Raw genomic sequence first — 18671 nt, forward strand, 5'->3', positions numbered from 1 at the left:
GGCGAAACTGGGTCAGCGAGGCCTGTCGCCCAGTACATGCTGCTTCCACAGGGCGAATGCCTCGTCCGGTCCCAGCTCTGCGAGGATGACGATGGGCTGGCCCCGACGGGCACGCAGCGATGCGAAATACGCTGGCCGGTCGGCGATGGCGTTGAGCTTGATGCCCTTTAGGAACAGCAACTGGCGGGGGCGAACTTTGGTGGTAACGCAGGCATGATTGCGCTTGTTTGGGGCAAAAGGGCCAGCGAAGCGGGCGGACACGGCCAGAAAACCGCGACGAACTACTTGTACTTGCCAGGCGAGGCGAACGGGTGACATCAGCATATCGCTATGCGGTAAAGAAGACCGTCCTAAAGCTTGCAGGATCCCGGCATAGCTTCATCATCACCTCTCCGTGACGGCTCATTGGAACGAAAAAGGCCAGCATCGCCGTGATGGACTTTCATAATTGCCAGGTCAACTGGCTTGCGTGCTGTTTATTCACAGCAAGGCATTGCGACGTCGTTGCAGCAATCGCCGCCATCGCAACAGGGCGTTGCAGCAAAAGCGGCGGTGGGCGCTAGCATGAGGGCCAAGCCGCGGCCGCTCATGCTGGGGGCCGTTCTCTTCAGATTGGTGTCCTGCACCGTGTGCATTGCGAATTTCCGGATCGTCCCAATGTCACTGGGACTCCTTTGTGGCGGCCGGGTTCTCCACGCTCATGAACGACTGGGCCACCAGCGCGATCGCCCCGCCCACGATGGTCATGTCAGCGATGTTGAAGGCGGGCCAGTGCCAGCCGTGCAGGTGAAAGTCGATGTAGTCGATAACGTGCCCGCGCGTGGCGCGGTCGAACGCGTTGCCCAATGCGCCGCCCAGAATGAGGCTGTACGAAAGGCCTTCCGTTTTGCGCAGCGGCCGGGAGAGCAGCCATGCGAGCCATGCCGATATTGCGAACGCGATCGCCAGAAAAAACCACCGCTGCCAGCCGCCCGCGCCAGCAAGGAAGCTGAACGCCGCGCCGGGATTGAGAGCGTGAACTAGGTTGAAGAATGACGCCACCTCGTGCGACCAACCCAAGGGAGTTGTCGCGTCAATGTAGCTCTTAGCTGCCTGATCGCCGGCGAATATAACGATCGCGAGTGAGTACCACTGCGTCTTGCGAAGAGATGGTTCATCCATTGTTCATGCCGCCTTGAACTTCAGGAGGCGCAGCCCATTGACGACAACCAAAAGACTTGCCCCCATGTCAGCGAACACAGCCATCCACATGGTGGCATGCCCTGTGAACGTCAACGCAAGGAACACCGCCTTGATGCCAAGGGCCAGAACGATGTTCTGCGTGAGGATCGCCGCAGTGCTACGCGACAGCCGGATGAAGGCGGGGATCTTGCGCAGGTCGTCGTCCATCAGGGCGACGTCGGCTGTTTCGATCGCGGTGTCGGTGCCGGCCGCGCCCATGGCGAAGCCGATGTCGGCACGGGCGAGCGCGGGCGAATCGTTGATGCCGTCGCCCACCATGCCCACCTGGCCCTCGCCGCCGACCAGGCTTTCGATGGTCTTGAGCTTGTCTTCGGGCAGTTGGTCACCACGGGCTTCAGAGATTCCGACCTGGGCAGCGATGGCCGCGGCCGTGTGCTGGTTGTCCCCCGTCAGCATCAGCGTGCGCACACCCAGCGCCTGCAGGTCGGCCACCGCCTCACGGCTGGTTTCCTTCACGGTGTCGGCCACTGCAAAAATGCCGAGCACGGTCGCATCGTCCATCAGCAGGATCGCTGTCTTGCCTTGGCGCTCCAGGGTCTCCAGCCGAGCCTGGAGCGTCGCTTCGCTCAGGCCCAGCTCCTGGGCGAGCCTGTGGTTGCCCATGTGCAACATGCGCCCGGCGACGCGGCCGCGCACGCCGCGGCCAGGCAGCGCCGCGAAGTCGTCGACCTCGTGCAGCGCGATGCCGTCACGGTTCGCCTTGCGGGCGATGGCCTGAGACACAGGATGGTCCGAGCGTGCCGCGAGGCTTGCGGCCCAGGCGGCAACTTCCTGCGCCTCGCCGATCAGCGGCACGAAGTCGGTCTGCTCGGGCTTGCCATGTGTGAGTGTGCCGGTCTTGTCCAGGGCCAACGCCTTGAGCTTGCGCCCGCCCTCCAGGTAGACGCCACCCTTGATCAGGATGCCGCGTCGGGCGGCAGCGGCCAAGCCGCTGACGATGGTGACCGGCGTGGAGATGACCAGAGCGCAGGGGCAGGCGATCACCAGCAGTACCAGGGCCTTGTAGACCCAGTCAAACCATGCGCCGCCGAAGGCGAGCGGCGGCACGACGGCAACCAGCACGGACACCGCGAACACCGCCGGCGTGTAGACGCGGGCGAACTGGTCGACGAAGCGCTGCGTGGGCGCACGGCTGCCCTGCGCGGACTCCACGGCATGGATGATGCGCGCGAGCGTCGAGTCGCTGGCGCCTGCGGTCACCTTGTATTCGAAAGAGCCGGTCTCATTGATGGTTCCGGCGAAGACCTGGTCACCTTCGGCCTTCTCGACGGGCAGGCTCTCGCCGGTGATGGGCGCCTGGTTGATGGCCGATCGACCCGAGGTGATCAGGCCGTCCAGTGCGATGCGCTCGCCAGGACGCACGCGGACCACCGCGCCCTTTGCGACCTCCTTGGCCGGCAGCTCTGTCCATGAGCCATCGGCCTGCCGCACGGTCGCGGTCTCGGGCGCCAAGTCCATCAGCCCCCGAATGGCGTTGCGGGCGCGGTCCAGCGACTTCGCCTCGATCACTTCCGCCAACGCGAACAGGAACATGACCATGGCGGCCTCCGGCCAGTGGCCGATCGCCATGCCGCCGGTGACCGCGATGGCCATCAGGGCGTTCATGTTCAGGTTGAGGTTCTTCAGCGCGATCCAGCCCTTCTTGTAGGTGCTGAGGCCGCCGGTGAAGATCGAAACCAGTGCCAGCACGATCACGGCCCAATGATTGCCGTCGTTGACCCAGTACACGCCTTCGGCGGCCACCGCCGCAACGCCCGAAACCGCCATCGGCCACCAATTGGTCTTGTGCGCGGCCACCGGGGCATCGCGCGGCTCATCAGTCCTCTGGACCTCGGCTTCCATGCCCAGCGATTCGATGGCTTCGACTGCCGGCTTGATCGCGTCGGGTGTGTGCCGAACCGTGAGCGTGCGCTGCATCAGGTTGAAATCCATTCCCTGCACGCCCGGCATGCCTTGCAGCTTGCCGCGGATCAGACTTTCCTCGGTCGGACAGTCCATCTTCGCGATGCGAAGTACCGTGGTGGCTGTCTGCATGTCCTGCCGCGCAGCCTGCATTCCAATGGAAGCAAGCGCCTTCTCGATCGGCGCTGAGGTCGCCAGCGTGTGCTGGACTCCCAGCACACGCTGCATCAGATTGAAGTCGAGCGCGGTCACACCCGGCAGCTTGCCCAGCCGGTCGCGGATCAGCGCTTCTTCCGTCGGGCAATCCATGTTCTCGATCCGGTACGTCACCCGCTCGCCGATCGGCGGCGCGGAAACGGCAGCGGTTGGTTGCTGCTGCAGGGCCGAGGATGGGATCACAGCCGCGGCTTCGATCGGCCCCGTGTGGCCGAAGGTCTGCTCCTTGGCGCGCATGCCGATCGAGGCCAGGACCTGCTCCATCTGCGCGCGTGCCTGAGCGAGGTGTTTCACCGACAGGGTGCGCTCAGCGAGGTCGAAGTCGAGGTCCTGAATTCCCTCGACTGCCCCGAGGTGCGAGCGGATGAGTTTCTCCTCGCTCGGGCAGTCCATGTTCTCGATGCGGTAGGTGGTCGACACGGCGGCGTCTCGGACAGCCTGAGCCTTCATGCCCACCGAATTCAGCGCTTGCTCCAAGGCATCGGCCGAGACTTCGCGGTGCGAAATGGTCAACAAACGCTGCGGAAGATCGAACAGGAGCCGCTCGACACCGGGCATGCCCTCCAGCGTTCGCCGCACCAGTGCTTCCTCATTGCGGCAATCCATGTTGCTCACGTGGAAAACGGTGGTTTCAGTGCTGGCCTGCTCACTGGCGCACGCCGTCTGTTGGCCATTGCCGCCGGAGCAGGCGCATGGGCTGGAAGGTTCTTTGTTCATAGATCGCTCTTCATTGACAAGGTTTTCCCCGGATGCCATCATTAGAAAACCTCTAGTAGATATAGAGTCAAGTTTTTTATAGGAAGCAACCATGATGCGGATCGGTGAACTGGGCAAGAAGGCAGATTGCTTGGTGCAGACCGTGCGCTTTTACGAGTCAGAAGGCTTGCTGCCCGAGCCTGCACGTAGCGAGGGCAACTTCAGGCTCTATGACGAAGTCCATTTGCAGCGCTTGCTGTTCATCCGCCGCTGCCGGGCGAAGGACATGACGCTGGATGAGATCCGTCAACTGCTGAACTTACGGGATCGGCCAGAGTTGGGCTGCGGCGAGGTGAACGCGCTGGTCGACGCTCATATCGCGCAAGTGCGGACCAAGATGAAGGAATTGCGCGCCTTGGAGCGCGAGTTAATGGATCTGCGACGCTCCTGCGATAGCGCCCGAACCTCGCGCGAGTGCGGCATTCTCAACAGCTTGGCCGAGCCCGCCTGAAGCTCGAGCGTGTCATCGGTGCTGGAAGTGATCGGGTCCAGTTCTGAGAGCCACGTGCCGCGCTCCATCATGCGAAAGCGCGCGATTCTGACGTTTTGAGACGGCGTGCGACCGAGGGCGTGGCCCACAGGAGCCAGCGCGAGCCGGACGACCTGCGCGCCGCAATCTCCGCCACCTTACGGGTTCTCCAGGCCAGACCGAGCATCGCGGCGTGGCTGCGCAGGTGCAGGTGCAGGCCAAGGTAGCAGTGCGCCACGACGCGGCCCGACTCATGGGCACGCCACGCAACTCGCGATCGCTTCGCAAGAAGCCGCAAGGCCCGACTCGCGCAAGAATGCGACGTGGGCAAGATCGTATAGCCAGCAGCGCAAGCGTTTGCCGCTGCTGGCCGGCTCCGGAAGGGATAGACAAGCTGCGGGCCGTAGTCCATTGGAAAGTCCATCTTTCTTGAGTGTCACTCTTTGGCGCCCAGCGTGTGCTTTTGCGACCGGAAAGCGCTGAACAAGTGGCCCCCGGGCATCCAGAAATCGCCGTAGTTGACTTGGGCGTCTTCGTGCTCACGCTTGTGATGCCAGCGATGGGCTTCAGCCACCCCGATCAACAATCCCAACGGCCCGACCCGGTATCCCAGATTGGAGTGCTGGAAGGCCAGATGCACGACCAAGAAGCCGAGCCATGCGCCGACGGCCAACCACAGCTTGGAACGCCGCTACTGGCTCAACGGGGAGTGGAAAGGCCGCCCGCCCTCTAGCAAGGCGGCACAAGCGAGCGCGACGATCACTGTGAGTAGCTCCGTCGGAAAAGACGGCCGGCCGGTCGCGAGCTCGCCGAAGAGCACAACCGCAGTGGCGCCACGGATCAGTGGATAGCAGCCATACCGGATGACAGTCGCAATGAAGGGGGCGCATTGGTGCTCATCTGTTCTGTCCTAAAGCTCTGACTGGATTGGAAAACCTTCTAGCTACGGTAGAGTCAAGGGCGTCCGGGAAGACCCTGTGGCAAGTTCGTTGCATCTGCGCCTTGACTCTCCAGCCGCTACAGGCTTCAGCATCCATCGATTTGGAAGGAACAATGCATGGCTGAAAACCACAGAAATCACGAAAACGACGAGTTGGGCCGCCTAGATGCGAGCGATGCGAAGGACCGAAAGATTCTTCTGACTGTGTTGCTGATCAACCTGACGCAGTCCGCCGCCGGCATTGCCCTTGGCATCTGGGCTGGCTCTACGGCGCTGATGGGCGCCGGGTTGGACAACCTCGCCGATGCGTCGGTCTATGCGGTTAGCCTGTATGCCGTCGGTCGTGCGGCAACGGTCAAGGTGGGCGCGGCCCGCTTGTCGGGTTTCTTGCTAATCGGCCTGGCCGCGCTGCTGCTGTTGGAAGTCCTACGCCGCTTCGCTGGAGGGGAAGAGCCTGTCGGCCCAGCCATGATGGCCATGGCCGCGCTGAACGCGGCTTTGAACCTAGTGTGCCTCAGACTACTGCGCCGCCATCGCGGGGAAGATGTGAACTTCAAGGCGTCAGCGATCTTTACCAGCAACGACTCCATCGTCAATGGTGCGATTGTGCTGTCCGGGGTGCTGGTGATGGGGTTCGGGTCGAACATCCCGGATCTGGTGCTGGGCGTCATCGTGGCCGCAATCGCAGCGAATGGGGGGCGGGAAATCCTGCGCGAAGCATCGGAAACAGCTCGCCGTAAGGCGGGCACATAAGGCATGTTTTCGCCCAGTTCATCCCGAGGTTTACCTCTGCAAAAGAGGTAGTCCAGCCTTTGGGCTACGGCCTCGGCTGCAGCCGAGCGTACCATTGGCGATGGCCGCGCGATAGGCGGGCATGCCGTTCTCGACCTCCGTCTGCCGTACAGCAGCGGTGCGCAAGGTTGAGGGTGCATGTCGTCTCTCCTGTTCGTGTGGCCCAGGCCAATGGCCGGGCCGGGACGTTGATGGGCAGGAGAATGGCGCCGAAGGCCCAACGGCCTTCGGCTCGGGAGAAAAGAGGAACCACCCGTGGGCTGATTGGCAGGCCCGGTCGTCGCTAGAACCGTCTGCTCATCAAGCAATCACACCCGGCCCATGTCGTGGCTGGGGCCGGCATCGTCTGGCGCACATCCGCGCACAAAGGGAGCCCGTTTTTGCACCGGCGGGCACCGGCACCGATTACCGCTGACCACGAAGGGTCTCCCGGTGGCTCGTGCAGCCTGGCAAGCCACCGGGAGACCCTTCGCAGAGGGCGGAAGAAACGCAGATCAACAGAACGCGCGTGGTGCGGCTCGCAGAGAAGCTACCTTCAGGTCCCGCGGCCGGGGACGGCTGGGCGGGACGCGCACACGGATCAAGAAGGCGTTGCGCGCTGGGCGTCCCGCAGGGCATGCGGCGGAGTGCGGGACAGGGGCCACGCCGCCGAAGGCGGGCACGGCTCACGGGGAACGGGGGCGGTCAGGAGCCTTTGCGGCCGCTACGGCGCGGGCGCGAGGCGCCGCGCTTGGAGCTGCCGGATTCGACTGGCAGCGTGCCTTTGCAGTCCGGGTAGCGGCTGCACGACCAGAACGGGCCGCTCTTGCCGCTGCGCTGGCGCGTGGGTGCGCCGCACTGCGGGCATGCCGGCCCTTGGGGAACCTTGATGGACAGGGAGGCGCTGCCGTACTGCGCAATCAACTGCGAAATCCACGCGGCCTGCTTGCCGATGAACACGTCCAGGGTGAGCTGTCCGGCCTCGATCATGTCGAGCGCCTGTTCCCAGACGGCGGTGGTGCCAGGGTCGGCAATCGCCGCAGGCACGGCATCGATCAAAGTGAAAGCCGCATCCGAGGCGCGGATGGCGCGCCCCTTCTTCACGAGGTAGCCGCGAGCGATCAGGCCGCCGATGATGTTGGCCCGCGTCGCTTCGGTGCCGATGCCAACCGTATCCTTGAGCTTCTGCTTCAGGCGGGGATCGGACACCAGCTTGGCGACGCCTTTCATGGACTTGACCAACTCGCCTTGCGTGTACGGTTTGGGCGGCAGCGTCTTGAGTGCCTTGAGATCGACGTCGGCCACCTGGCATGCCAGGCCCTCATACAGTTTCGGCAGCGCGGGCAGCACCTGGGCGCGGACCGCAGTATCGCCCTCGCCATCACCGTCTTCGGCCTGCGGCTCGGCGAGCACCTGGCGCCAACCCGGGATGACAACCTGCTTGCCCGTGGCCGCCAGGTTCTGCCCCCCGCACGAAAACTTGGCCACAGTGCGGTCGAACTCGTGGTGAGGGAGGAACTGCGCCAGGTAATGCGACCGGATGAGCCTGTACACGGCCAGTTCCTTCTCGCTCATGGCGGAGAGCTTCGCCGGTTCGAGCGTCGGGATGATGCCGTGGTGCGCCGTGACCTTGCCATCGTTCCAGGCGCGCGAGCGCTGCGAGCGGTCGAGCTGGCCCATGATCGAGCGCAGCGAGGGATCGGTCTTGAGCAGGCTGTCGAGAACGGTGGGCACTTCGGCAAACATGCTCTCGGGCAGGTAGCCGGAGTCCGAGCGGGGGTACGTCGTGGCCTTGTGCGTCTCGTACAGGGCTTGGGCAATCTCCAAGGTTTCCTGCACGTCCAGCCCAAGCTGCTTGGAACACACTTCCTGCAAGGTGCCCAGGTCGAACGGCAGCGGCGGGCCTTCGCGGACACGCTCAGTCTCCACCGACACGACGTGGGCACTGCCCGCAGCGCGGATCTGCTGCATGGTCTGCTGTGCGACCGGCTGCCGCAGGCAGCGGCCTGCGTCGTCGGTGCACGCATCGGGTGGAACCCATTGCGCGGCGAAAGTCGAACCGCCTGCGAACAGGGACACGGCGATGGCCCAGTATGGTACGGACACGAAGCGCGCGATCTCGCGGTCGCGGTCCACAACGAGCTTGAGCGTCGGGGTCTGTACGCGGCCGACCGACAGCACGCCGTCGTAACCCGCCTGTCGCCCCAGCACCGTGAACAGCCGGCTCAGGTTCATGCCCACGAGCCAATCCGCACGGGAGCGCGCCAGCGCCGAGTGGTACATCGAAAGCGTCTCGGCCGAAGGCCGCAGCTTGCCCAGTGCCGCCCGAATGGACGCATCGTTGAGCGCCGACAGCCACAGGCGTTCGATGGGGCCGCGGTAGCCGCAAAGCTCCACGATCTCGCGGGCGATCAATTCGCCCTCGCGGTCGGCATCGGTGGCGATAACCAGGTGAGTCGCCTTCGCCAAGAGCGCCTTGACGACCTTGAATTGCGTGGCGGTCTTCGGTTTGACCTCGACCCGCCAGTGCTGGGGAATGATGGGCAACTGCTCAACGGACCATCGTTTGAGCTGCTCGTCGTAGGCCTCGGGCGGCGCCGCCTCCACGAGATGGCCGATGCACCAGGTGACCGTGACGCCGGAACCGTTGAGGCAGCCTTCACCGCGCTGCGTGGCGCCGAGAATCCGGCCAATGTCTTTGCCCTGGGAGGGCTTCTCGCACAAGAACAGCCGCATATCCGTCCATCCCGATTCCTGTTGTTCATGGAGTTGCTGGGATCGAGGATGCCGAGCGCAGCCCCTGGCAGCAGCAAACAAGCCGCATGCGGCAGCGACCGCTTTCACGCCGATGAAATGGCGAGTGCGGGGAAGGTGCGTGGCCGGAAGTGTGCGGGCCGAGAGCCGCGATTTCCGGGAGCGCGCGTGGAACTCGGTGGACGTTGGTGGAGCTATCCCCTGGGGATAATTCGCAGCGCATGGAGGGCGGCGAAGCACTGCGGCAGCCGCCCTCCATGCCCGATCACTTCCTGCGCTTGGTCTCTTTCGGCGCCGTCGATTCCTGGGTGGCCTGGGGCTTCGGCTCTGCCTCCTGTGGCTTCGGGCTGAGGGCCACAGACTCGATGCGGTACGGCAGGATGCCGACACTGCGCGCGTTGACCTGCCAAGTCTCACGCGGCTGATCTTCGTTGTCCGTCCAGGGGTCGCGCTCCATGCGGCCGACGACCAGCACCCGCATGCCCTTCTGGTAGAGCTGCTGCCAGCGGTCGGCGTCGTGGTGCCAGAGTTCCACCGGCGCCCAGAAGCCGCCGCGGTCCTCGAACTCGCCGCCCTTGGTGGGGACGGGGTTGTCGAAGTACACGTTCAGCCGGAGCAACCGGCGAGGATCGTCGTTGCCATTGGGGAATTCGCGGTACTCGGGAGGCGATCCGATGTTGCCCTCGCCGATGAATTGTGTGCTCATGTTGGAATCTCCGTGGTGGTTGAAATACCCGTGCCTCGTTGGGCTCGGGCGCGTGCTCGGATGGCAGGCGCAATCACCGATCGCGCACTGCGGCAGGAACGGACGCGAGCCGGCGCAGGTAGGTGTTGTCCGCCTGCGCGGCCTTGCTGGCGCATTCCTGTGCTTGCCTGCCCAGGGTGTGCAGCAGGCTGATCTGCATGTTCAGCATGACGCGCTGCAGTTCGATCTCGTGCAGGTCGTGCAGCAGGTTGACCGGCGTGCTGGGGCTCGCCATCAGCTCCTGCCACAACGCCACGCCCATGGCCGATCGATCGTGCTTGCGCCAGCGAAGAAAGGTCGTGCCTGCGCCAGTGGTCTGCTGGGCCAGCTCGACGGGAAGCAGGTGGAAGGGATGCCCGCACGCCTGTGGCAGCACCTGTCGCTGCGCCAGGGCAATCAACTCGTCGCGCATGGCGAAGCACTGGCTGGCCCAGGCCTCGAAGTCCCCTTTACCTTTAAAAGGCTTTAAAAGGCCTTTTAGAGAGGCCGCGTGTTCCAGCCGCATGAAGGCTGGCTGTTCCAGACGACGGAAGTAGCGCGGTTCGCGGTTCGGGTCGCTCATGCCGGTTCGTCCTCGCCGGCGGCTGTGGACTTGGCCTCGGCCGAATCGGCGGCAGCGCCTTCGTCGGTGGGAGATGCGGCTGCGGCAGCGCTATCACCACGCTGTTGCAGACCACGGCGCACGACGGGCGGCGCAAACTTCGAGCGGCGCATGCCTTCGAGCACGTCCTGCGGCAGTTCGCCGAACTTCTCCAATGCTGCCCGAGCTGCGGCGTTCTTGGCCGCGAAGTCGTCGCGGGTGCAGCCCGAGTAGCGGTATTGCTGGGCCAGGCTGAACAGGCTGCGCAGCGCGTGGGCACCTTCGTTGAGCCAGCGCTCCAACGTCGAGCGATCGATCAGCGCGGTGTGGTGGGCGAGGATCAGCTTGCGGGCGATGTCGTCGTAGTCGGCCAGCAGATAGACGGCGGCAAAGCCGAGCTGCGCGTTCACGAACAAGGGGAGCTTCACCGGCTGCACGTTGAGGTTCTCACCCAGGCTCAACGCCGCAGGCACGCCGGCCAGTGCCTGGTCAACCTGCTCGCGCAGCGATTGCAACGTGGTCCTGGTCTGGTCGAGCTTTTCCTCGATGCGCAACATCCACCAGTCGCTGTACGGGTCGTCCTGCTCCGAGCCGCGCTTCATCTTGTTCATCACGGCGATGTAGCCGTTCAGGCCGACGATGCCGGGTCGCCCCTCGGCGGCGGCGCGGCCATGCCAGATGCGCGAGGCGTGGTGGGTGTGCAGCGTCAGCGACATCGCGCTGCGCAGGGAGCCGAGGTTGAGTTGCAATGGTTCGTTGCTGGTTGCCATGGTGATCGCTCGCTGGTGGACAGGGAGCCGCCAGCATCCGCATGCAGCGGAAGGCAGTCAGTCAACAAACCGAAATGAGCCGACCCCCGGTTCTGTGCGCGCTGGCGGCGCAGCGCGCAACGGTCCCCTGGGGACCGCTCCGCAGATGGGCACTCACATCGGCGTTCCCGTCCTCGGTTGTTGACGGTATGCGTGCTGCACCGCACGTCGCGCTGCCGTTCGACACGATCCTTCGCCGCGCAGCCGTCCCCAGGGGACCGTTCCGTTGAGCGCCATGGAGGTCTGCTTCATGGTCTTGCATGCGCTCTACTCAGGTTTTGCGCAGCATGTCGCGCCGTCGCCCGGCGCTTCACCGCACAGCCGTCCCCAGGGGACCGTTTCTGCCGACCGCCATGGAGATCTACTTCACGGCTTTGACAAGCCCTGTGCTCAGGATTTGCGCAGCAGATCGCGCAGGCGCTCGATGTGCTGCCGGGCCACCTCGGGCGGCACGACGTTGCGCGGCGGCTCGGTTGGTGGCGCTCGCGCCGCCGATGGTGTTGGCGGTGCCGGGCCGGTCTGCTTGGCCCAGGCATTGAACTCGCCGCGCATGGCGCGCTGGATGATGCCGAACAGATAACCGGCGGGGTTGCGGATGCCATGCTTGCCGCACCGTGCGGCCCATTCGTCCAGCACGGCCTGCCGCAGGGCAGCGTCCACCTGCTGCAACGCCATCTTGGCTCCGGCCTGCTGTTCCGCCTTCAGTTCCGCGAAGCGCTTGGGCCATTGCAGGTCGCCCAGCGCACGCGCCTGCGCGGTAGTACGTACTTCATCAATACGACTACTACGTACTGTACGGTCCTGCTTCGAATTCCGAAGAGCGCCGTCTGGCGCGGGTTTCGGCCCTGCTTCGGATTCCGAAGATGGGCGATCGCCATTCCGAAGAAGGCTCGCGGGCCCTTCTTCGGAATCGTGGACCGCATCCTCCTGTGGATAACTTTCGGAGGCGGTGATGCCCTGGTCGGCCAGGCGCTCGGCGAGCACTTGCAGCCGCGACGGCAAGGTGCGTCCGGACAGCATCGGGTCGTCCGCGATCTCCTGGAGGGTGTTGAGTCCCACCACCTGGACGGCCTTGGCCGAATGCCCCAGCGACTGGCTGACCAGGGCCAGGTAGTCGGCGTCGAGTTGCATCGCCTCGAACGGCGTCAGCGGTTCGTCGTGCAGGACGTAGAGGTTGCCGAGGATGCGACCGGTCTTGGGGTCGCGCCGTCGTCGCACGAGGCTCAGCCAGCGCGTCAGGCGCAGCAGCGTCAGCGCCCGCGCCACGGTCTCATGGGAGGCCTGGCCTGCGCAGGGCATCGACGCCAGCCAGGGGCGCAACTGCTCATAGGTGGGAAATGCCGTGACGCCATCGTCGTTGAGCATCAATCGGAACACCTGCCAGGCGTTGCGCTCCAGCGGTGTCAGGCGGCGGTCGAGGAACAGCCGCCGCGGCACGCTCTCGTGCCGATTGCCACTGAACAGGAAGGCGTCGCCGGACGTAGGAGGCGTGGGCGTTGGAGCAGGCAGGGACGCGGGAGCGCCAGAGCTGGACTTGGGCGCGAGGTCCTTCAGCGCAGCGTCGAACAGGTCGGCGAGTGCGATGGGGCCAGGGCGCTGGGCTCGTGGGGCGGTGTCGTCCACGGCCATGGCCTAGCCCAATCCCTGATCGACCCAGTTCCTGATCGCGGCCCAGACCACCGAGAGCGGCAGCGACATGCCCTCGGCCAGGTCCATGGCCGCATCGAGAATCGAGGTCTCGTCCTCCAGATCGACGTTCCTGCTGCTGGTCACGGCTTTCCATTGCCGCCACAGTTCGGTGTCCTGGGTCTCGTCCAGGACGGGGTGGCGCCCCTTGCGCTTGGGCAGGCCGAGGATCTCCCGCCGCAGGGCGACTTCCTGATGGGTCAGGCCATAGAAGCGGCTGACCATCTCCGTGCTGGCCCCCAGCCGCAGCATGCGATCGACCGTGGCGATTTCCTTCTCCACGTCCTGTGCCTGGTTGAGCAGGCGCTGCAGCACTTCGCGGTTGACCGTGACCGAGCACCACGAGACGCTGGCGTTGGCCAGCACGCTGATCAGCGCGGGGTGCTTGAGCGCATCCAGCTCGGCCTCGCCGAAGCCCATGGCCTTGCAGCGGCGCAGTTGGCCGTTGCGAAGGTCATACAGCGCCTGGGCAATCACGGCCTGGTTGAGCGGATGCGATGTGGACATGCGGCCTCCCTCGCTCACGTCCCGGGCGCCGTGGTGCCGGCTTCCAGGTCCAGCAGACGCCGGGCGAGGCGCAGCAGCCGAAAGAGCTTGACCAACGCCGTGTCGCTCAAGCGCCTTGCGCCGCTGCCATGGCCTTGGCTCTGGCCGTGCAACAGGGTCGGCAGGTCGGCGGCGAGCTGCGCGCCGTCCAGGCCCGCTTCGGCGACGGGCTGACCCGTCAGGGAAGTGAGCAGCGTCAGCACCGCGCGGCCGAGCGGCGACGGGGCTTGGCCGCGGGCGCGGCACGCAAACCCGATGCCATCGGCGCGATCCTCGATGCACTCGTCCAGGCCTGCCTCCCCGGCGATCTCGCGCGCGAACTGCGCGATGTGGATGCGCAGCCGATCGGGCGTGTCCAGGCCGGCGTCGATGTACCAGACGTCGGAGATCGGATAGAGTCCGCCGGCTTGCACCGGGATGGACTGCAGCACGCTCGCCGAGAAGTCGGGCGGCAGCGCATCGCCCAACTGGTCGGCGACCATGCGCTGGATCGATTGGAGCCGTTCTGTCGTCGGTGCTGGCGAGACGATGTGCTCGCGAAGCAGATCGCCCGGTGCGGCCGGCTGGCTTCCCGTGGCCGCTTCGCCAACCGCCGTGTCGTCGTGGCGCAAGGTGGGCTCGGACGCCGGAGGGCTGGCGGGTGGAGGACCGGCCGCCGCTGCAGGCGTGGCGATGGACGATGCTGCGCCCGGCGGAGTCGGCGTGCCGGCGGTGGGCGAAGGCAACGCCGGCTGCGCCGCAGGTGGCGTCGGGTCACTGACCAGCGCCCGGTGGCGGCTTTCCGATTCGGTCAGGTCCAGCGCCAGCACGTCGTAGCCGATGCCCAGCAGCTCGGACATCTGGCCGATCAGCTCGTCTTGCACGCGCTGCGGCGCGAACTCGTCGCCCTGCGTGTCGAACTGCGCCAGCACCTCCTGAAAGAAACTGTCGAAGTCCAGCGGCAGCGAACGGTCCTTGGCGTAGTGCTCCCAGGTGCGTTTGCAGGCCGTGCGCATGACCGACAGCCGCTCGACCTGGTGGCGCCCCAGGCCGCCATAGAGCACAGTGGGAATGGCGGGCAGCAGGTAGCGCACCGCGTCGGCCATGCGGGTGATGTGCGACCGCTGGACGGGGAAGCCATCGGCCGCCAGGCGGCGGGCCAGTTCCGACTGGCTCAGGGCGGCGCCGCTCTCCTGCTCGTAGAACTCCCGTGCTTTCTCGACGCCGAGCGCGCGCTCGATGAACGTGAGGCCGCCGCGCAGTTCGTTCTCGGCAAGATGCCCGGTCAGCGCGACGATTTCACCGCGCTCCGGCCATGGTCGGAACAGGCACGATATGCGGAAGAAGCGTTCTTCCTTGGTCTCCGACCAGAGTTCGCGCAGGATCGCCAGTCGCGTGTTGCCGCCGTTGCGGATGATGTAGTGGTCCTCGCCGGGCCTGCGCGTGATGGCCGGCGCCGCGTCCAGGCCGCGCTCGCGGATGGATGCCTTGATTTCCTCGTAAGCCGGGTTGCGCTTCATGCGCGGGTCATGGTCGTAGGGCCGCAACTGGTCCAGCGTCACGACCATGGGCGTGTCCGCGATCGGGTCGCTCAAGGCCGTAGCCGCTGGGCCGCTGCGCTCGAAGCCGGCCGCGAGCAGCTTGCCTGCCATGTCCTGCGAGGTCATGTCAGCCATGGCCGCACCCCTCGCAGTCCCCACGACCGCCGGCCGGCGCCATGCGGGCCTCTCGCTCGGCGCGGCGGATCTGCGCACGGGCGTTCAATTCGGCCCGGTGGTCACTCGCTGTCGAACTCGTGTAGATCGCCGCGCAGCCGGCCTTGGTGAACTTGAGGTGCCCGCCCGGCGTGCGCTTGACGTGCCAGCCCTCACCGACCGCGAACTCGATCAGGGCGCGCAGCCGCTTGTGGCCGCGGGCCAGCTCATGTGCGTTCGCCATGGGGCCTCCCAGGATCAAGAGGTCGCTGCGGGCGGCCGGATACTTGAGCCAGTCGGTCCTGCCATTGCGGGAACAACTCGCTGGCGAGCGCGCGCATCGTGTCGAGCGCGGCAGGGGCGACTCTGCCGGGCGGCTGGCGGTGCTCGACCCGATGCACCGGCAGGCCGCGCGTTGCGGCACGTGGATACGCTTCTATGGCCGGCACGTCGGTGGCGAGCACGCGGATGCCGGCGCTGTCCTGGAACAGGTCGCGCAAGGCCTGCTGGATCAGCCGTGCGTTGGCGGACACCGGGTGGACGCGGTTGATGAGCAAGTGCAGCGGCGGCGGTTCGATGCCCAGGTGCCGGTACGGCGCAATGTCTTCGAGCAACTGCATGGTGCCGCGCCGCAGCTCGCGTGCCGCGAGGATCTCCGGCGTGACGGGCGACAGCGCGAGATCGGAGGCGAGCACCGCCATCTCCAGCAGCACGGAACGCGCGCCCTGGGTGTCGATCAGCACCAGGTCGTAGAGGGGAGCAAGTGCTGGCAGCAGATGCCGCAACCGCAGGCGGCCATCCGGCGCATGCAGCAACAACGTGTTCAGCTCGCCCCGGTGGTCGTCGGACAGCACCAGGTCCAGGCCCGCGATGATCGTGCGGGACACGAGCTGGCCAAGGTCGCGCTCGTTGAAGGCCAACAGCTCATAGATGCCGCCCGGCGCGCGCTGGGTCAGTTCGTAGTAGGAGGACAAGGTGGGCTGCACGTCGAGATCGAGCAGCAGCACGCGCAGGCCCGCGTCCGCGGCGAGCCCGCCCAGGTTGGCGGCCGTCGTGGTCTTGCCGACGCCGCCCTTCGTTGAAATGATGGACACGACCTGCATGGCGCTCTCCGGCTGGGAATGGGAAGTCCGCGGGAGAGCGGGTCAGGTCCGGTGGTTGAGGCGCTCGGCGATCCACTGGTCGATTTCGATCGAATCCCAGCCGACAGCGCGCACGCCCAGGCGCAGCGCCTGAGGGAACTGGCGCTTCTTCATCAGGTTGTAGATGTGGGCGCGTTTGAAGCCGGACTTCGCTTCGACTTCATCGAGCCGCAGGATGCGGCGCTCGTTCGGCGGGAGTACAGGGGTCTGCGACATGGCGGTCACTCCTGAACGCTCGGTGGCGTTTGTTGGCGTGACCTCTATTCAATAGACCTGGCTGCGGAAAGACATTGCAAATGCAATCTCCGCGATTGCACATACAAGCTGGATAACCTCATGCGCTTGCGCTACGAACGTACCTCTTAGCGTTGGCGAACTTTCCGTTTAAGGTGCGCTCAGTGATGCCCATGGTGCCGCCGTAGTGGGCGACCAATGCAGAGACAAGGGCCTCCTGCGTTTTGAAGCTGGAATAGGGCACGCCTGAAGGCGACTGGCTCAGCATCAGCGTCAACATCCCTCCAATGATGTTGAGATAGGTCGTTTCCGCCCGTTCGCTGATCTCGCATTGCTTGGATGCCAACAGCACCGAGGATTGCTTGAGTAGCGTGTCGTGCTGCTCCTGCAGTTCTCGCATCTCACGTCGGGCTTGTTCAAGCGCGGCCTGAAGGGCCAGCCGCTCCACGAGGATCGCCTGTCCTGTTTCCATGGTGATGAAAGGATGCGCCATGCGTTCGCCACGGCTGAACAGAAATCCTGGCCGGTGCTCGGGATAGTGGGTGCGCATCCAGCGTTTTAGATCGACATGGCGAACAGTCAGATCCAGAGAATTGAGCAGGTTCGGATCATTGAGCGTGATCCCGTTCTTGCCGTAGGGCAGCTCTCCGTTGAGGATGCCGTCATAGATACGTTCCGAGTGCAGCCGGCACTCATTCCATCGAGGGCAGTTCAGCGACCGAGGCAGGACACGCGGTGACGCGATCGTGGCCAGGATCATCGGGAGATACCGCAGCAACCCAGCCCATCGGATGGCCGCCTCGATGGGACGATAGAACACCTTTGATGTTGAAATGTCCTTGTGCATGTCTTCGTCTCCTTTCGGGTGCGCTACATCACCGGCTCCTTTCTTGCCCAAGGGCTGTTGTGTCGTTATGGCCTGCGACGGACGCTTGAGGCGATGCCCTAAGCGAAGGCGGAGGAGGCCATTGGCGTCCGCCGCAGGTGGCCTTGTCTTGCTTGATATGCAAGAATCGATCAGTTGCCGGCCCATCGAGCGATGAGGACGCAAGCTCGATATTGGCGCTCACGGTACCAGCGTCATAGGTGGCGCAAAGCCCATCAAGACCGATTTGGTATGGTCTGATATCCAGACGGTTCAAGACCAGCGAGTTGAAGCGTTCGACGCCCCTACGTCCAGTTGGGGACTGGAAATCAGCGGTTAGTGATGCATCGCTCCACATGCTGATATATCGACAAAGTATCTGCCGCAGTACCAGTGACCCTGCCAGGTTGCCCCAGCACATAGGAGACGGAGATGGCTGAACATTCCCATGAACATCAACATCACACATCCGGTCAGATGGGTAAGCACGGCCGACCATACGCCAAGTTCTGGGTGAACATGGTGTTGGGCCTCGTCGTCATGTACTTCGTAATGTTCAGCATGATCGACGGCGCCAGGGACTTCAGAAACAATCTCAACATGCTCTACATGGCGGTCACTATGTGGGCGCCAATGGGCATCTTCATGCTAGCGACAATGCCCGGCATGTTTCCAAACCGGCGGCTCAATCTCGTGCTGTACGGCTTGTTTGCCGTTCTCACACTCGGTTCTTTTGCCGCTACCCGTGCTCAAACCGGAATCGGCGATCGACAGTTCATCGCGTCTATGGTCCCGCACCATTCGGGAGCGATCCTCATGTGCCGCGAGGCGCAGCTCTCAGATCCGGAACTCGTCAACCTATGCCAAGCGATTTCCGATGGCCAGCGCGCGGAGATCGAGCAGATGAACCGGATTGCTGCACGCCTTCGTTGAGGCTGGCTGCCACTACACTGGCGCCGCGTTGCGCTCCGGCGAAGTTAGCCGCAGCGATGTAAAGATGAGGACTTGCGGTGTTCCGATGCCGGCGGTTGTGTCCTACAGCCGTCCAGGTGCCAGGTAGTCCACGCGACACCACCCCGCGCTGCCTGCGGAGCGAGCGCAAGTCATGATCGTCGCAAGTTGGAGTTCGATAGCGAACCCGCTCAGCAGCTGGACGCATCAGGCGTAACGACGGGTGGATGGATCATCCTTGGACGCTGGTGGAAGTGGTTGGATGAACTTTGTTGCCGAGGGCGAAAAACAAGGCTATAATTGAGTTCTTCGCTGATCACCACAGTGGAGAAAGTGATTGGGAAACAGAGACTTAGCGCTCTAGTGCATGACTCGTTTCCCGCTCCAAAT

Annotated in this window: 19 protein-coding genes; 3 read left to right on the forward strand and 16 right to left on the reverse strand. The window is 64.6% G+C overall.

Annotated elements, in window-relative coordinates:
* Positions 1–12 precede the first annotated feature (12 nt).
* The 3 genes from B3E94_RS17210 to B3E94_RS17220 form a co-directional block, all read right to left on the reverse strand.
* On the reverse strand, positions 13–324 hold the full coding sequence (locus B3E94_RS17210) for a hypothetical protein (RefSeq protein WP_003108988.1): 312 nt from the start codon (positions 322–324) through the stop codon (positions 13–15).
* Between the two features lie 336 nt (positions 325–660).
* The gene (gene lspA, locus B3E94_RS17215; RefSeq protein ID WP_034137618.1) at positions 661–1161 is read right to left on the reverse strand and encodes a signal peptidase II; all 501 of its coding nucleotides are present in this window, start codon (positions 1159–1161) and stop codon (positions 661–663) included.
* 3 nt (positions 1162–1164) lie between these two features.
* Positions 1165–4077 (reverse strand): heavy metal translocating P-type ATPase, encoded by a 2913-nt coding sequence (locus B3E94_RS17220; RefSeq protein WP_003098961.1) that lies wholly within the window; start codon positions 4075–4077, stop codon positions 1165–1167.
* Positions 4078–4168: 91 nt separating this feature from the next.
* Here B3E94_RS17220 and cadR point away from each other — a divergent pair, with 91 nt between their 5' ends.
* Positions 4169–4567 (forward strand): Cd(II)/Pb(II)-responsive transcriptional regulator, encoded by a 399-nt coding sequence (gene cadR / locus B3E94_RS17225; protein ID WP_003098965.1) that lies wholly within the window; start codon positions 4169–4171, stop codon positions 4565–4567.
* 67 nt (positions 4568–4634) lie between these two features.
* On the opposite strand, the gene B3E94_RS25640 is transcribed toward cadR, so the two are convergent.
* Both B3E94_RS25640 and B3E94_RS17230 read right to left on the reverse strand, forming a co-directional pair.
* On the reverse strand, positions 4635–5009 hold the full coding sequence (locus tag B3E94_RS25640) for a DUF3703 domain-containing protein (RefSeq protein WP_011516992.1): 375 nt from the start codon (positions 5007–5009) through the stop codon (positions 4635–4637).
* A gap of 12 nt (positions 5010–5021) precedes the next feature.
* On the reverse strand, positions 5022–5225 hold the full coding sequence (locus B3E94_RS17230) for a hypothetical protein (protein ID WP_023657334.1): 204 nt from the start codon (positions 5223–5225) through the stop codon (positions 5022–5024).
* Positions 5226–5642: 417 nt separating this feature from the next.
* Here B3E94_RS17230 and B3E94_RS17235 point away from each other — a divergent pair, with 417 nt between their 5' ends.
* The gene (locus tag B3E94_RS17235) at positions 5643–6278 is read left to right on the forward strand and encodes a cation transporter (protein ID WP_003098972.1); all 636 of its coding nucleotides are present in this window, start codon (positions 5643–5645) and stop codon (positions 6276–6278) included.
* 723 nt (positions 6279–7001) lie between these two features.
* Here the strand turns inward: B3E94_RS17235 and B3E94_RS17240 are convergent.
* The 11 genes from B3E94_RS17240 to B3E94_RS17290 form a co-directional block, all read right to left on the reverse strand.
* Entirely contained in the window at positions 7002–9032 is a 2031-nt protein-coding gene (locus tag B3E94_RS17240) for a DNA topoisomerase III (protein WP_003116834.1), read from the reverse strand.
* A 283-nt stretch (positions 9033–9315) separates the two neighbouring features.
* The gene (locus B3E94_RS17245; protein ID WP_003098976.1) at positions 9316–9756 is read right to left on the reverse strand and encodes a single-stranded DNA-binding protein; all 441 of its coding nucleotides are present in this window, start codon (positions 9754–9756) and stop codon (positions 9316–9318) included.
* Between the two features lie 73 nt (positions 9757–9829).
* Positions 9830–10357, reverse strand: coding sequence for a DUF3158 family protein (locus tag B3E94_RS17250; RefSeq protein ID WP_003098978.1), 528 nt, complete (start codon positions 10355–10357; stop codon positions 9830–9832).
* Complete coding sequence (locus B3E94_RS17255) at positions 10354–11145, reverse strand: PFL_4669 family integrating conjugative element protein (RefSeq protein ID WP_003116836.1); 792 nt, start codon at positions 11143–11145, stop codon at positions 10354–10356. The genes B3E94_RS17250 and B3E94_RS17255 overlap by 4 nt, the downstream gene beginning before the upstream one ends.
* A gap of 429 nt (positions 11146–11574) precedes the next feature.
* Entirely contained in the window at positions 11575–12813 is a 1239-nt protein-coding gene (locus B3E94_RS17260; protein WP_003116837.1) for an STY4528 family pathogenicity island replication protein, read from the reverse strand.
* Between the two features lie 3 nt (positions 12814–12816).
* Complete coding sequence (locus tag B3E94_RS17265; protein WP_003090097.1) at positions 12817–13377, reverse strand: DUF2857 domain-containing protein; 561 nt, start codon at positions 13375–13377, stop codon at positions 12817–12819.
* Between the two features lie 14 nt (positions 13378–13391).
* A complete protein-coding gene (locus tag B3E94_RS17270) occupies positions 13392–15071 on the reverse strand; it encodes a ParB family protein (protein WP_004350508.1) in 1680 nt (559 codons plus the stop codon).
* Positions 15064–15333, reverse strand: a complete 270-nt coding sequence (locus B3E94_RS17275) for a hypothetical protein (protein WP_003050422.1) — start codon at positions 15331–15333, stop codon at positions 15064–15066. Before B3E94_RS17275 ends, B3E94_RS17270 begins: the two co-directional genes overlap by 8 nt.
* A complete protein-coding gene (locus B3E94_RS17280) occupies positions 15317–16192 on the reverse strand; it encodes a ParA family protein (RefSeq protein ID WP_003098988.1) in 876 nt (291 codons plus the stop codon). Before B3E94_RS17280 ends, B3E94_RS17275 begins: the two co-directional genes overlap by 17 nt.
* 42 nt (positions 16193–16234) lie before the next feature.
* Positions 16235–16447, reverse strand: a complete 213-nt coding sequence (locus B3E94_RS17285) for an AlpA family transcriptional regulator (RefSeq protein WP_003090093.1) — start codon at positions 16445–16447, stop codon at positions 16235–16237.
* 118 nt (positions 16448–16565) lie between these two features.
* Positions 16566–17312: a hypothetical protein gene (locus B3E94_RS17290; RefSeq protein ID WP_003098991.1), complete on the reverse strand. Its 747-nt coding sequence runs from the start codon at positions 17310–17312 to the stop codon at positions 16566–16568.
* A 450-nt stretch (positions 17313–17762) separates the two neighbouring features.
* Between B3E94_RS17290 and B3E94_RS17295 the strand changes: the two genes are divergently transcribed.
* The gene (locus tag B3E94_RS17295; RefSeq protein WP_003098996.1) at positions 17763–18263 is read left to right on the forward strand and encodes a DUF305 domain-containing protein; all 501 of its coding nucleotides are present in this window, start codon (positions 17763–17765) and stop codon (positions 18261–18263) included.
* Positions 18264–18671: the final 408 nt, after the last annotated feature.

It is taken from the genome of Pseudomonas sp. UBA6315 (assembly GCF_002438125.1).
Lineage (GTDB): Bacteria > Pseudomonadota > Gammaproteobacteria > Pseudomonadales > Pseudomonadaceae > Aquipseudomonas > Aquipseudomonas faucium.